Source organism: Acidobacteriota bacterium (assembly GCA_033549365.1).
Lineage (GTDB): Bacteria > Acidobacteriota > Aminicenantia > Aminicenantales > Saccharicenantaceae > JAWSUF01.
Window position 1 is genome coordinate 80,207 of sequence record JAWSUF010000008.1, and the last position, 14,982, is coordinate 95,188.

A 14,982-nucleotide genomic window follows, 5' to 3' on the forward strand; every position below is an offset into this window, starting at 1 on the left:
AGGGCCGGACTTCAAGCTTTGTAGAAAAATTTGTATTTGATCAGGGCCCCCAGGCAACCGAAAAAGTCGCTCCATCGCACTTTTTTCCCCGTATCCTTTCTGCGGGGGATGTAGTCGACCGGTATTTCAACAATGCGATACTTTTTTTTCAGCAGCTTGGCCGTGATTTCGATGGTCGATCCCCAGGAATCCGTCTCGATGTTCAAGTTCCGAAGCCTTTCGGTCGTGGTGACTTGAAACATGGTCAGAACATCGGTCAACTTGGATTTGAATAATATGGAAGTCAACTGGGTCAGAAGGGCATTGGCGAAATAGGCGTGGATGCCCATGCCGTTGATCAGGCCCTTTCCGAGAAACCGGGAACCGAAAACCACGTCTGCCTCGTCATCAAGGATCGGCTGAATGAGCATGGGGTAATGAGAGGGCGAGGTTTCCAGATCGGCGTCCTGAAAGATCGTAATGTAGCCTTGGGCTACGGCCAGGGCGGTCCGGATTCCGGCCCCTCGGCCCATGTTCTTGTGATGGGAAATCACCCGGATATCCGGATCACTCCTGAGGCTTTCCAACAAAATGGGCGTTTTGTCGGTGGATCCGTCGTCGACGATGATGATCTCCTTGATGATCGGAACGGCCTTGACTTTCTCCACGACCTTGAGCACCGTGTTCTGTTCGTTGAAGACGGGAATGATGACGGTCAGGGTTAACATTTTTCAACCTGTCCACAGCTTAATGGCTGCGCGGGCCTTTCGCTTGAATTCCTTGAAGGACTTGAGTCCGCGGAGCTGCCGGAAAACATACTTGGGCCGATAATAAAACTTTGTATGGGCCCTTTTCTGCCATCGGTCGAGTTCTTCCGGCGTGAAATGCTCGGTCCACCACTGGGCGATGAAATCCGGCGCCGGATCAAGGGAAAATTCCCGCCAGAAATCTCCATGCAAAATGCCTTTTTCCCGGCCGAGATCGTAGAGGTCCGTCGCCGGGAAAGGCGTCGTGACGAGAAACTGCACATAGTCGGGATCGAGGTCCTTGGCCAGGGCGATGCTGGCTTTGATGTCTTCCTTTTTTTCTCCCGGGGATCCCACCATGAAATAGGCGAAGGTGGTCATGCCGGCCTGTTTGGCCATTTCGAAGGCGGGCTTGATGCTCGAAAGTTCGATCCCTTTTCTCAAGGCTTTCAGAACTTCGGCGCTTCCGCTTTCGACGCCGTAGCGGATGCGATTGCAGCCGGCTTCAGCCAGTTTTTCGAGCATCTCCCGGTCGACCTGATCGACCCGGGCCCGGATGTCCATGGTGATCCGCAAGCCCTTCCGGATGATTATGTCGGCGATGGCCAGAGCGCGTTTCCTGTTGATGGTGAACGTATCGTCGACGATGTTGAAATCCGTAATGCCCTTTTCCAGGCAGACCTCGATTTCCGCCACGACGTTTTCCGGCGATCTCATCCGGCAGGTCCGGCCGTCTTTTTTTGTGCAGAACACGCAATCGAAGGGACAACCCCGGGATGTCAAAAGGCTGGTCATGATTTCCCGGCCTGTTCCCAGCAGATTGTAATAATCTTTGTAGGGGAGGAGTTCCCTGTCGGGAAACGGCAGGGCGTCCAGATCCGTAAGGAATTTCCGGCCGGGATTCACGATCACACGGCCGTTCTCTCTGAAAGCGACCCCCGGGATTCCGGACAGGCTCTTTTTCTCCGCCAGCGCCTCCAAAAGTTCACTGAAGGCGACTTCCCCTTCCCCGAAAACGATGGAATCCGTTTCCGGCCGGCCGGCCATTTCCATGGGGTAAATGGTGGGATGGGTGCCGCCGAAGACGATGTGAGCTTCGGGAAGAACCTTCCGGGCGATTCGGGCGACGTGCAGGGCGTCGATCAGAAGGAATGTCATGCAGGAAATGCCCACGACTTGGGGCCGCCGCTTCGTGAAAACCCGCTCAATATCGGCATAGCTTTTATGCTCCACCTGGGTGTCGAGAACTTCGATGTTGAACCGGTCGCCGTGAGCAGCCTTGGCGAAGGCTGCGAGGTAAAGCAGGCCCAGGGGAGGGTAGAATCCGACTTCCTCCGTCAAGGACTCCGGTGCGAAGGTCTTGACGAGGTTCTCGGTCGGAGGATTAATGAGGAGCACATCCATGGTGTTTCATCCCGAAATGCGTAAATCGGACCGGAGTCGCTCTTTTTTCACAGAGATCGGATAGGATAATGAAAACATGCCTCTTTGTCAAATTTGAGGCGCCGGCTCAACGGAGGCGCTTTCGAGGCGATGAACATAATCGATATAGCGTTCAGTCCGGAATCTTTCGAAAATCCAGGCCATTTTGCGGAATGTCGAATACCGATTGTAAAAAACAAGCCAGTTGAACACCGGATTTCCGCTGACCCGGTATTTTTTTTCTCCGCTGTCGATGTCATAGGGATGGAAATAGCCCGTCAAGGGAAATCCCCGACCGGCATGGCGCCGGCAGAGAAGACCGAGGATCCGCCGCGGGAAAAATCTCCAGTAGACCCCGCCGCAGAACGGGATTTTCAGCCCGGCCAGGCTGGTGACGGAAAACGGCAGCTCCCAGAGTCCGTTATCGAACCTGACGGGATAAGGGGGGAATTCCTTCCATCCGAAAACCGGATTTCTGGCCGGCATGACGGAACTGGAATAGGCAAATCCCAATTCGGCCAGGATATCGTAAGCCCATCGGGATGAATGAGTCAGGGAATAGTCCGGCGCGCGAAACCCGCGGACGTCCTCGATGCCGAGCGCGTTCAGACTCTCCAGGTTTTTCAGGATATTGGCGCGAAAAACGTCCGGGCTCAGCCGGGCGACATGGGCGTGGTCGTGGGTGTGGCATCCGATCTCGTGACCCGCGGCCCGGATCTCCTTGATGAAGGAACCCAGCTTTTCAGCCAGTTCTCCGACGACGAAAACCGTGCTTTTGACCTTGTGATCGTCGAAAAACCGCAGGAATCGCCGCATGTTGTCCTGAGCCCGGGCGGTTCCGTCAGCCGGAGAATCCGCCTGGAGCCGGATATCCTCCAGGTCGATACTCACAAGAAAACGAGGCGGGTGACTCAACACTTGGGCTGTCTTCTCACTTTTTTGTGACATCGGTCATTCTTCCCGGATCGTAGCCCCTCGGCCGCTGTCTGTCAAGCCGAGCCGCCCCCGCTGTTGACTCGATGATCCGGTCCGCTTAGAATCATATCGTCATCATATCTTGTAAAGGAATGAATCATGAGCGATTATTCTTTTCGGCTTCTGGACTTGTCCGATGCGGGCATCGACGACATGACGAATCTTTTAAAACTTGTTTTTCAAGACAACGTCAAGTCGCCTGAGTTTATCCGGTGGCAATACAATTTAAATCCCGCCGGGCCGGCCGTCGGATACAATGCCTATCGGGGCGACGTCCTGGCCGCCCATTATGTCACCCAACCCATGACGGCCTTGTTTCAAGGGAAAAAAGTCAAAGGGCTTCTTTCCCTGAACACCGCCACGCATCCCGACCACCGAGGCAAAAAACTGTTCACCATCCTGGCCGAAATGACGTATGACCATGCCCGAACGCAGGGATATGAGTTTGTCATCGGGGTGGCCAATGCCGACAGCACCCACGGTTTTCTAAGGAAGCTGGGCTTCACCCTGGTCAAGCCGCTCGATGTGAAAATCGGTATGGGAACCTTCGCCGTTCCGGAAGAGGATCCTTATGAGTACCGGCGCGATTGGGACCGGGATCTTCTGGAGTGGAGGCTGGCCAATCCGAAAGTCCCCTATGAAACGAAGCGCTGGGGCGATCACTTCGCGGTTCTTGCGCCGACGGGAAAAATGGGTGTCAAGGCGGTGATCGGCTATTTTCCGATGTCGCTTTATCCTGAAAAACCGCTCCCCCGGCCAAAACGTTCGGCCAACCCCGTGAAAATCTGGCTGGGATCCGATCCGCGTTTGACCTGGAAGAAAAACCTCTACTTCAATTTTCCGAAAAAGCTCAAACCCTCGCCTTTAAATCTGATTTTCAAAGACCTGACCGATGGAAACAGGACGGTGGACGCGGAGACCCTGAGATTCATGGCCATCGATTTCGACGCCTATTGAAACGCGGCCGATCGGCCGGCCGTTATTTTGAAGCAAGGTCTCGGAGGGCGGCGACGACGTCGTCCGCGTCCCTGATCGACATCCCGGGGAAAAGGGGCAGGGACACGATCCCCTCGAAGGCTTTTTCGGCCCGCGGGAAATCCCCTTTTTTGGTGCCGTAGGTATTTCTGTAGAACGGCTGAAGGTGGGCGGGGATGAAATGGACGCTCGTGCCGATGTTCCGCTTCTTGAGCTCTTCGATGAGGCGGTTGCGGTCCATCCCGAAGACGGCCTTGTCCACCCAGACGGGGAAGATGTGCCAGGAGCTCGTCGCGCCGGGGCGGAGGGTCACGGTCCGGATGCCGGGGATTTCGGCCAGCCGCTTGATGTAATGCTCGGCCAGCTTCCGGCGTTTGGAATTGATTTCGCCGATGCGGGCGAGTTGGGCGACGCCCACGGCGGCGCACAGATCGGGCAGGTTGAACTTGTATCCCGCTTCATGGACTTCGTAATACCAGGCGCCTTCCTTGGCGTATCTCTTCCAGCCGTCCTTGCTCATGCCGTGGAGGCGCAGCTTGACGAGGCGCCGGGCTTTGCGGCCGTCGTTGAGCGTGATGAGTCCGCCTTCGGCGGTCGTGATGTTCTTCGTCGGAAAGAAGGAAAAGCATGTCAGATTGCCCAGGCTGCCTACCCGTCTTTTTCCGTCGTAGGTTGCGCCGAAGGCGTGGGCGGCGTCTTCGATGATGCGAAGTTTGCGCCGGCGGGCCAAGTCCGTGAGCGCCGCCATGTCGCAGGGTTGTCCCGAGTAGTGCACGGGAATGACGGCCCGCGTTTTCCGGGTGACCGCCCGGGCGACGGCTTCGGGATCGATGTTCCAGGTTTCCTCGTCGATGTCGGCGAAGACGGGGACGGCGCCGAGATGATGGATGACATTGGCCGTCGAAACGAAAGTGAAGGGCGTGGTGATGACTTCGTCTCCGGGTTGGACGCCCTCGGCGATGAGCGAAAGGAACAGGGCCGCCGTGCAGGACGAGACGGCCACGGCGTGGCGGACGCCGATGTAGGCGGCGAACTCCTCCTCGAAGCGCCGGGATTGCGCCCCCGTCGTCAGCCAGCCGCTCTTCATCGTCTTGACGACCTCGGCGATCTCGGTGCGGGTGATCGTCGGCTGGGAAAAGTGCAGGAATGACTCTCTCATATCAGTCGTTGCCTTTCAATCTCCGGCCCAAGCCGGGGTTTTCGACGAGTGAAAAGCCCAGGCCTGGGCTGTTCACGAGCCGATCCGACAGCGTCTGCTTTATTGTGGGAGTTTATGGGAATCCGAATGAACGATCGGATGATCCCGAAATCCGGAATCAGCGTTGGGACTGAAATACGCATCGGCATTTTCATGAAAAGCCCAGGCTAGCAGGCATAGTGGTTGTAGTAGATCTTATCCTTGGGGTCGGCGATGGCGCCGCTCCTGATGGCTTCGGCGATTTCCAGAATCCCGGCGTCGATCGTTTTTTCGGGTTTGAAGCCGAGTTCGGAGGCCATCTTCTCCAGGGAGACGCGGTAGCTTCTCTTGTCTTCGATTTTTTCGATGACCTGGACGTCGGTCTCTGGAAAATGCCGGGCGATGGTGGCGCCGATGTCCTTGATCTGCAGGTTGTCGAATCCGATGTTGAAGATCCGGTTCCTGACCTTCTCGATGGGAGCCTCCAGGGCATGATGGAACGCGGCGGCGGCGTCCGCGACGTGCAGAAGCGGCCGCCACTGATCGCCGCCGAAAATGGTGATTTTCTTCTCACGGACGGCTTTCTTGGTCAGGTAATTGACAATCAGGTCGAAGCGCATACGGGGAGACAGTCCGAAGATGGTTCCCAGACGGAGAAGAACCGGAGAAAAATTGTTGTCGGCCAGGGAGAGAATGCCCCTTTCGCCGTAGAGGCGGGTTTCGGCGTAGAGCGAAACGGGGTTGACCTCGGATTCCTCGTCCAGGATGTCCTTCGTTCCGGCGCCGTAGACGCTGCAGGTCGAGGCGAAAACGAAACGGCGAATTTTTCTTTTTTTGCATAAATCGCCGAGTTTCACCGTGGCGCTGAAATTGACATTGACGGCAAGGTCGGAATGGGCGGCGCAGGCCGTGTCGCCGACGATGGCCGCCAGATGAATGATCGTGTCGGCGTCGGCCAGGGCCCGGTTGACGTCGTCCTCGTTCTGGATGTCGCCGATGATGAAGGAGAGGTTGGGATTCGGGTTCGTCAAAAAGTGCTTGAGGGGCTCGACGCCGAAAAGAAGCTTGTCGAGAACGGTGACCTTGTATCCGGACTTGAGAAGCCGTCCGACAAGCAGGGACCCGATGTAGCCGGCGCCCCCCGTGACCAGAACTCGTGTATTGCCGTTGGCCTTGGTTTTCATGTCGATGAATCTCCTTTATCCCGAAGCGGTTGGAGCGGAGGATGCCGCTGCGTTGTAATCGTCAATGAAGGCCATGGTGTCGATGACCAGCTCTCTGAAGCGCTCCCGGCCGATCCTGCGGGTGAAGTGTGTTTCCAGGCTGAAGGGGTCGTAGAGGTTCCAGTCGGAATCCTCGCCGATCAGACCGTCCTTTTCGAGATCATAATAGTAGCGGCAGCCCGGATACGGGACGAGAGTACTCATGGACACATAAGTGGGCCGGATCTCCCCGATGAGATCCCGGCTCATGCGGATGTCCTCCTCGGTTTCGTCGGGATAGCCGATCATGAAGAAAGCCGACCATTTCTGCCCGGCCTCCCGCAGGATCCGCGCCCCCCGGCGGATCTGTTCGAGGGTCAGGTTCTTTCCGGTGTCTTTCAGAATTCTCGGGCTGCCCGTTTCGATGCCGATCTTGAGGTATATCATCCCGGCTTCGCGCATCTCCTCGAGGATTTCGGGATCGACGAGTTCAATCCGGGTCAGACATTCCCAGCGGACGTCAAGCCGGCTGTCCTTGATGGCGCGGCAGAACTCCCGGACCCTCCGCCGGTCGACGGTGAAGGTGTCGTCCTTGAAATAGAGATTTCGCGTTCCGAACCGCTCGACGAGATACGTGATCTCCCGCATGATGTGGGGAATGGAGCGGTTACGGACGCGCCTTTCCCAGATGCTGGAGCAGAACGCGCAGTGAAACGGACAGCCGCGGCTGGTCATGATCATGCTGAGATCGTCGGGGCGATAGGTGTCGAGCTTGTGAAGGGATTCCCGATCCGGAAAAGCCAGGGTGTCGATATCTTCAATGAGAGGACGCGGCGGGGACAGCGCGATTTCGCCGTCCGGTTTACGAACGGCCAGGCCGGGGATGCCTTCGAAATCCGTCCGGCCGGATTCGATCCGCCGGACGATCTCGGCGAAGGTCCGTTCACCCTCGCCGATCACGGCGGCGTCGGCTTTCAATTTGCGAAGCGTGGCTTCATAGAGAACCGTGGGATGGTCGCCCCCGAGGATGACCGGGACCTGCGGAAACAGCCGTTTGGAGATGTCCACGATTCCGGCCACCGCACCCATCTTTGTCGACATGAAAGTGATGCCGACGAGATCGGGCCGGAACGATGCCATGACCTGCTCGACCTCCCGCCAAATCAGGTGTCCGGTGTCCCGGATGCCTTCGATGTATCGGGGGAAAACCCGTAGCAGATCCGAAGAGGTCATGGCTACGGGCTTTTCTCCATGATCGACGTCGTATATGAGGATCTCGTGGCGGGACTTGTCCAGGGCGGCCGCGATCGAGGACAGGCCGTAGGGGAAAAAATAGCGGTAAAACCCCATAAAACGGTGGAATGGGGGGTCGATCAGGAGGATTTTCATGTCACAGGTTATAGCAAAAACCCCCCACTCCTGTCAAAAACCTGTTCCGGGGTCGTACGTCATAACACCGGGTTTTTCTTCTTTGATCATAATCCGGTGTTATGACCCTTCGGGCGTGCCCGTTGCGAGGGCGCCTTCGATGCCGTTCATGTCGACGGCCGAGATGCCGTAGTCATACCGTCCCGCTTCGGTCGCGCTCGGGAAATGCCTGTCCAGAAATTCCCGTCGATGAGCCGGGAGTTCTCCGACGGGCTTGAAGAGGTCCGGAGATTCCTCTTTTTTCTTTCGGTAGATCCTGTAGACGGCGATGTCGAAGAGATCCTCGTTGGCGGGATTGTCCGACCAGGAGACGACGTTGATGTACTCGGTTCGCAGAAGAGCTTTATTGACCTCTGTCCGGAAAGACACGTTCAAGGGAGGATAGGGATCCCCCTGAACGGGAAAGAACGGCGGCGAGACGGGCCCCTCGAGTCCGGAGGAAGCGACGGCTTTCATGGCGTAAATCGGCTCCTGCGTCAGGTCCGGATGCTCGTCCCGGAATGACAACTGGGAAGAGGAGACGAGGCCGATCTCACCGAAATCGCTCTCGGTTTTACGTTTGCGAAGGATCTTGTATCCGGAAAGTTTGGTGGCCGCCGTGATTTTCGGGTCCTGTTCCCAGGACAAAACGACGGCACGCTCCCTGACCATCCGGCGGGCTTCCGGGAATATGGGAGAGAAGGGGATTCGTGCGATGTGGTCGTACCAGATTTCCGCCATGAACTGGTAGCCCTTGAGACTTGGGTGCAGGTTGTCCGGAGCGTCGGCGATCAGGGATTGCCAACCGCCCTGGGCCTCCGGATAGCTGTAGAAAAGTTCATACATATCGACCAGGAGGATGTTTTTTTCCTGGGAGATTCTCCGAATTCTGTTGTTGAGATTGAGAGTCCGGGATCGTGTGAAATCATTCCAGCGGTCGCCTTTGCGGGGAATGATCGTCGCGATCATGGGAAAAACGCCGTGTTTCAGGCATTTCGCGGTCATTTCGCCCAGGTTGAAAGCGGTCGTAATCATGGAATAATGCTCGATGGAAACATCATTTGTTCCGAGCTTCAACAGAAGATAGAGGGCGAGATCGCCGGTGATGACGTCGGCGATCCGGCTCACGCCTCCCCAAGTGTCGTCGCCCGGAACGCCCCGGTTGATGACATCGGGTTTCGGATACAGGTTTTCCAGAAGAACCTGGAGCCGGGGCGGGTATCCGAGTTCCCGGATATCCCAGGGCGGGACAAGGATGCCGTAGGTGATGCTGTCGCCGAAGGCGATGAAGGCGTCATCGGCCCGGAACCCCGAGCGGGGGGAAGCGGCCGGCTGTCGGGCCGGAGTGCGATCCGACATCTGCAGTTCGGCCAAGGTCAGGGTTTTCAGGTGCCTGTCGTCCCGGGATGCCCAGGAGACGGCCAACCTGTCGCCTTCGGCCGCGAGGGCCGGGTCGTCGAGACCGGGGGCTTTTCCTGATATGCCGACGGCCGGGCTCCACGATCCGTCCGGTGTCCGATAAGACAGAAGGATCTCTCTCATTCCGCCGTCGTCCCTCAACCAGGCCACAACGGGAACGGCGCCGTGAAGAAGCGACACGGCCGGACGGCCGTTGGCCGTTCCCCGGACGTCGGTCAGTTTCCGGGGTTTCAGCCAGCGGTTTCCGTCGTGGCTCCGGAGATGGATCTGGTAATCGGACCCGTCGTAGGAGGTCCAGGCCAAAAGGGGCCTTCCCTCCGGGTCTCTTCCAGGTGCGGGGTGAAAATGGGGAACTCCCGTTCCGGGCGTCAAAGAGACCGGCGGCGTCAGGACATCGCCTTCCAGACGGGAAACCAGGATCTCGTCGGGTCCGTCCGTCGCCTCAACCCAGAAAATCCAGACGGCCCCTTCGCCGTCGGCAAGCAAGCGCGGAGTGAAGAGAGATCCTTCCGGAGCGCTGCGGACAATCCAGATCCTCTCAGGAAACAAGCCTTTGAGGATCAGCCGGGATTCTCCGCCGCCGGTTTGGATCCAAACCGCGTACGGTCGGGCGCCCGGCGTAATTTCCAGGTCCGGAGCATGATGACGGCCTTCGAATTCCGTGGAAAGGCGGCGCGTGTCGGCCGGACCGTCCGCCGCAAGGCGTCCGAAATAAATGTCTCCGGCCCTTTCCGTCGATTTCTCTTCCCAGACAAGCCAGATCCTCTGAAGCACGTCTTTCTTGACGCTGAGTGCGGAGACGGGCCTTCCCGGATCGGGAAAAACGATTTTCGCCCGCCCGAGATCGTCGAAAACCGGCCGTCCGAGACCTCCCGGCATGACCGTCCGTTCGCCGTTTGCACCATAAAGGCCGGCTGCGCAGGCGAGGATCAGAAAGCCGGCAACGAGGTGAGCGTGTTTCATTTGATTTTCGAAGGCGGGTTTAAATCGCGATCGACGACATGGGCATTATCGCGGGAATGATAAGCGACATCCGAGATCGCCGCGTAAACATCCCAATCCGCCGCATTGTCGCCCAAATCCTGCCAGACGACAGCGATGCGGTTGTGAGACAGAAATACGCCGGCCGGCCTTTCCTGCCGCCCGTGGGACATGCTGTTGACCTGGAATTCCTGAACCCGGGAGGCGCCGTCTCTGTCGAGAATCACGGCGAAAATCCCATAATGGTCGCCGTCCTGTTCATAGCTTTGCCATGTCACGAGATATCCGGCTTCTCCGAACGCGATCGAGGGAAAAACCTGCCAGCCGTTGCGGTGGGAATTGACGATGAACTCTCCGCCCAGGGGAAAGGCCATGGGGCTGAAGCGCCGGACCAGAATATTGTAGGCTTCCGGCGTATAAGTATGGGCGTGCCAGCAGACAATGAAAGCGCCGCTTGTGTCCATGACCAGACGGGCCTGATCACGCCGTCCGGGTGCCGAACTGCTTATGAAGAACTCTTTTTCGAGAGGAAGACCTGTCCGGCTGAATCTCCGTCCGATTATTTCCGAACCGAATCCATCGGCTGAGAAGCGGGTCCAGACCACCGTGAAATGGCCGTCGCGATGCATGGCCACGGCCGGATTCATCTGGTCGCCTCCGCTGTCTGCGCTGATCCTGAATTGCGGTCCCACGGGAACTCCGTTGGGATCGAAAAGACGGGCGTAAACTTGGCATAAGCCGGATTCATATCCGTGGGCGTGCCAGACGACGATGAAACCGCCGTTTCGATCCATAGCCGCCGCTTGACCGCCCTTGAAGGTCCAGGATTGCTCGTTGACGATGAATTCGCCCGTCAGGGGAAAGCCGTTGTTGTCGTAGATCCGGGCGGCGACATTCATACCGTTGTAGTTGTACCAGGTGATGATGTACCGGCCGTCGGGTCCGGCCGCGACGAAAGGTTTTTCCTGGAGATGCTCCCAGTCGGCATTGACCTGAAATTCCGGCCCCTGAGTCATGCCGTAAGAGCTGAAAAGCCGGGCGAAAATGCCGGTCAACTCTCCGTCCTGCCGTTCACTGACCCAGACGGCGAGAAACCGGCCGCTGCCGTCCGTGGCCAGGGCGGGCGCGGTCTGATCATTGACGACATAGGAGTGAACCCGGAATTCGGCCTGCCAGGATGAAACGGCCGGAAGAAAAAGCAAACCCAGAACGACCGGAAGCCAAAGTCCCGGCCGGCGGCGCCGGCCTGACGCGGCGGCGGAATCGGATTTGTCCGTCATGGGATCCTAATCCAGTCCGGGAAGACGTCGTTTCCCGGAGAGTCGAACAGAAGCCGGGTCTCGCGGGTTTCGACATCGATGATATAGAGGGCCCAGTCGCCGTCATGGTCGTACTGAGTCGAGGAGTTGAAAACGATGAAACGGCCGTCCGGAGACCAGGAAGGAAAATAATCGTAGGTGTCGTCGCGAAGGGTCAGGCGCGTTTTTCCGCTCCCGTCCTTGTTGCAGATCCAGATGTCGCCCTTGCCGTCCGCTTCGGAGCTGACGTAGGCCAGCCGGCTTCCGTCGGGCGAGAAACGGGCCCGGCAGGTATGGCCGCGGTCACCGAGATGGAGAGTGTCTCCGGTTTCGAAATTATAAATTGAGGCATCCCATCCCATGGTGCGTTTTCCCGTAAAGACGACCAGGGGATCGACGGGAGAAATGTGGGGGATGCTGTGCGTATCCCTGAAGTCCGGGACAAGGCTTTCCACCCGCCGGGTTTCCAGATTGATCTTGAAGAGTTCGATATTCCGGCCGACGAGTCGTTTTCTCTCCCGGGCGAAGGCCAGATGCCGGCCGTCCGGAAACCAGGCGGGGTCCTTCTCGTCGAGCCCCGAGGTCGTCACCTGGATCGGATCCGAACCGTCGGCGTTCATGACATAGATGTCATAGGGCCCTTCGGGATTGGCGTAATAGGCGATCCGGTTTCCGTCGGGCGACCAGACCGGGAATTTATTCTCCCAGGCGTTATCGGTGATCTTGCGGACGCCGTCCGAAGTCATGACATAGACGGCGTTTGTCCCTTCCATGTTGGATTGGAAGATGATGCGGCCCTCGAAGGCCGTTTCGGGCTTTGTCGGCAGGACCGAGATATCGACCGGGTCGGGTGTTCGGTCCGGACTGCAGGCCCAGGCGGCCAGCAGGATCAAGCTCAGGGCGTACGCTCGGGCGGATTTTTCGAGGCGGAAAATCTTCATCGTTCTCCTTTATGCCAATTATTATAGGGGAAAACCTCGACTGAGGCCACAATGCAGGTCCCGGAGCGGGTTTTTACTCGAAGTTGACGGCTTCGAGGTAGGCCGCCGTCTTCCACAGGTCGTGGATGGAAAACACCATGGCGTAGCGGAAATCCAAATCGATACGGTTCGCTCCCGGCCGGAAGGGCGCCCGGGTGATGTCGAAGCGCAGGACGTTGACGCCGTCGCGGAGCGGGCGGTCCATATGAGGAATGCCGTTGACAAAGACAGTCACATTCTGGCTGTAGTCTCCATACCAGAAAGGATGGCTGAACTGAAAAGGCGAGTGGAGATGGATGGTCATCCGGCCGGCCGGTCCGGCACCGGTTTGAACTTCCAAGGCCGCGCTTTTCCGGAGAGCGTACATCGGCCAGCCCTCGATGTCCCTTCGCGGGCCGATTCCGGCCAGATAGACGACGGCGCTGCGCGGCCGGCGGAGGTCGTCCGCGGAGAGGACGCAGGCTTTTTCCCGCTCGGTCCCGGGAATTTCCAGTCCGGCATAGGCCAGACGGTAGCGGACGGCGAACTCCCGTTGGCCGGGATAAGGAACAGTCAGAGAGAAGCGTTCTCCGGCCGGAAGTGAGAAAAACCTGGAAAAATAATCGGGAATATCGATGTGGATCCGGTATCCTCCGGACGGCACATCGTTTTTCTTCACAAAGAGAAGCTCGAGGAGCCCGTCCGACACCCGGGTTTTTTCGAGCTCGATATCCGGCCGGGTTTTCTGGGGGTCGGCGAAGGGGAATCGGGGATACAGATAGCTTCCGATCCCGTGAAAGAGCGCTATGGTTTCCACTTCGCGGAAGCCGTAGGGAATGCCCAGGGAATCCAGCAGATCGGTCAGGTCGCCGGCCAGCGTCACGGTCTGGGGGATGTCCCGGTTGATGACCCAGTTGGAGTTTTCGCCGCTGTCATAATACAGTTTGTAGGGATAATATCGCTGGATGGTCGATGACGCGACGACGACTTTTTCCCGGGAGCAGGCCGTCAGCAGATAGGATATCCAGTATTCCGCCATCCAGAATTTCTCTCCCGTCTCCTCCATGGCGGCGACGGTGCGGGCGAGAAGAACGTGTTTATCCTTGACGGCCGCCCGGAAATTGCGGCTGTGCTCCCCGTTTCCGGCGAAGAAGAGAACGGCGAGAAGGACGGCCAGGGCGGGCGCAGCGATCTTTTTTCCGAACGGAAGGAAAGCTCCGGCCAGAAGGACGGGAAAAACCATGTAGAGGATGTACATATAGCGGATGACGCCGGTGTGGCCGAAGTCGGAGAAAAGATAGGCGACGGAAAAAACGGCGGCATAGACGACGAACAGAAGAGCGGGCCGGAGTTTTTTGTTTGTCAGGGACAGGACGATCAGAACAGCGGATCCCGCAAGTAGAAGAACGAGAACGATCCAGGGCAGGACGCCGCGGCCGTCGGTGAGCAGAGACAGCAGGAGGTCCTTGTAACGGCGAACGTGGGAGAAATCCGTCCGGCCCGATCCTTCCGGAAAGAGAAACTTGGCAAGAATGAATTTTCTGTAGATCTCATTCAGGATGAGGGGAAAGGTGCCGAGCGCGAAATGAAAGGCCAGAGCGCCGTATTTTTTCCACTGGAGTTTCAGAACCGGTGCAAGAAAAAGGCCCGCCGTGGCGATATATATCACGCTGATCTGATGGGTCCAGAAGGCCAGGCCGGCCAGGAAACCGAGCGCGGGCAGCCAATGGGAAGACTTTTCAAAAACGACGGCATGGGTCAGAAGAAAGATCAGGCTTCCGAACAGCAGAACGACGGGAAAACCCGAGCCGATGTCGAATCCGGCTGTCACCAGATCGGGGATGGGCAAAATAAAAAAGGCGCTCATGGCTGCGGCGGGCAGGAAGCCGAAGATCTTCTTCAGAAAGATGTAATGGACGCCGACGAAGGCCAGGAAAGCCAGAAAGGCGGACAATTTCGCCATAAACACCGAGTATCCGAATAGGAAGAACATGAGGGCGTAATAGTGCTGGGGAAAACTGCCCTGAAAAAAGGCTCCGTAATAATAGAGGGCCGGCCGGCCGCCCTCGGCTGTGTGTTTGCCTGCAAGAGCGGGGATGGCTTCGTCGCTGTCCATCAGGCCGAAGCTGTGGGACAGATAGGGGACCCGGACGAGAGTCGCCGCAATCAGGATCAGGATGAGGACGGCCGCGTCGCGCCGCTTGAACGGAAAAAGCCGCGTTTTCTTTCCCGGCTCCCGGAGAACGAGCCTCAGAACGGTCAGAAGAATCAGGGGGACGATTCCGAACAGGGGTGAGAGGGGCCATCCCTTGAGGAAGGAAAAACTGTCCTTGAACCAGAGAGCGACCGACAAGAGATAGAAGACGACCAGAAGAGCCCGCACGACTTTTCGGGCATTGGGGCGGTTGATTCGATTCAAGGATTTGAGGCGCATGGCGTCTC

General features: G+C 57.8%; 11 protein-coding genes. 1 reads left to right on the top strand and 10 read right to left on the bottom strand.

Features of this window, described 5'->3' with window-relative positions; all coding sequences use genetic code 11:
- Positions 1-11 precede the first annotated feature (11 nt).
- The 3 genes from SCM96_11720 to SCM96_11730 all read right to left on the bottom strand — a co-directional run bounded on the left by SCM96_11720 (position 12) and on the right by SCM96_11730 (position 3,095).
- The gene (locus SCM96_11720; GenBank protein MDW7761285.1) at positions 12-707 is read right to left on the bottom strand and encodes a glycosyltransferase family 2 protein; all 696 of its coding nucleotides are present in this window, start codon (positions 705-707) and stop codon (positions 12-14) included.
- A 3-nt stretch (positions 708-710) separates the two neighbouring features.
- Positions 711-2,129 (bottom strand): radical SAM protein, encoded by a 1,419-nt coding sequence (locus tag SCM96_11725; GenBank protein ID MDW7761286.1) that lies wholly within the window; start codon positions 2,127-2,129, stop codon positions 711-713.
- Between the two features lie 87 nt (positions 2,130-2,216).
- A complete protein-coding gene (locus SCM96_11730; GenBank protein ID MDW7761287.1) occupies positions 2,217-3,095 on the bottom strand; it encodes a polysaccharide deacetylase family protein in 879 nt (292 codons plus the stop codon).
- Between the two features lie 126 nt (positions 3,096-3,221).
- Between SCM96_11730 and SCM96_11735 the strand changes: the two genes are divergently transcribed.
- Positions 3,222-4,079, top strand: coding sequence for a GNAT family N-acetyltransferase (locus SCM96_11735; protein ID MDW7761288.1), 858 nt, complete (start codon positions 3,222-3,224; stop codon positions 4,077-4,079).
- A gap of 22 nt (positions 4,080-4,101) precedes the next feature.
- Here the strand turns inward: SCM96_11735 and SCM96_11740 are convergent, their stop codons facing one another.
- From SCM96_11740 to SCM96_11770, 7 genes are all read right to left on the bottom strand, one after another.
- A complete protein-coding gene (locus tag SCM96_11740) occupies positions 4,102-5,256 on the bottom strand; it encodes a DegT/DnrJ/EryC1/StrS family aminotransferase (protein ID MDW7761289.1) in 1,155 nt (384 codons plus the stop codon).
- A 206-nt stretch (positions 5,257-5,462) separates the two neighbouring features.
- Complete coding sequence (locus tag SCM96_11745; protein ID MDW7761290.1) at positions 5,463-6,458, bottom strand: NAD-dependent epimerase/dehydratase family protein; 996 nt, start codon at positions 6,456-6,458, stop codon at positions 5,463-5,465.
- A 15-nt stretch (positions 6,459-6,473) separates the two neighbouring features.
- Positions 6,474-7,865, bottom strand: coding sequence for a radical SAM protein (locus tag SCM96_11750; protein MDW7761291.1), 1,392 nt, complete (start codon positions 7,863-7,865; stop codon positions 6,474-6,476).
- Between the two features lie 99 nt (positions 7,866-7,964).
- On the bottom strand, positions 7,965-10,265 hold the full coding sequence (locus tag SCM96_11755) for a GDSL-type esterase/lipase family protein (GenBank protein ID MDW7761292.1): 2,301 nt from the start codon (positions 10,263-10,265) through the stop codon (positions 7,965-7,967).
- Entirely contained in the window at positions 10,262-11,563 is a 1,302-nt protein-coding gene (locus tag SCM96_11760) for a hypothetical protein (protein ID MDW7761293.1), read from the bottom strand. Before SCM96_11760 ends, SCM96_11755 begins: the two co-directional genes overlap by 4 nt.
- On the bottom strand, positions 11,560-12,522 hold the full coding sequence (locus SCM96_11765; GenBank protein ID MDW7761294.1) for a hypothetical protein: 963 nt from the start codon (positions 12,520-12,522) through the stop codon (positions 11,560-11,562). The genes SCM96_11760 and SCM96_11765 overlap by 4 nt, the downstream gene beginning before the upstream one ends.
- 73 nt (positions 12,523-12,595) lie before the next feature.
- Complete coding sequence (locus SCM96_11770; protein ID MDW7761295.1) at positions 12,596-14,974, bottom strand: hypothetical protein; 2,379 nt, start codon at positions 14,972-14,974, stop codon at positions 12,596-12,598.
- Positions 14,975-14,982 lie beyond the last annotated feature (8 nt).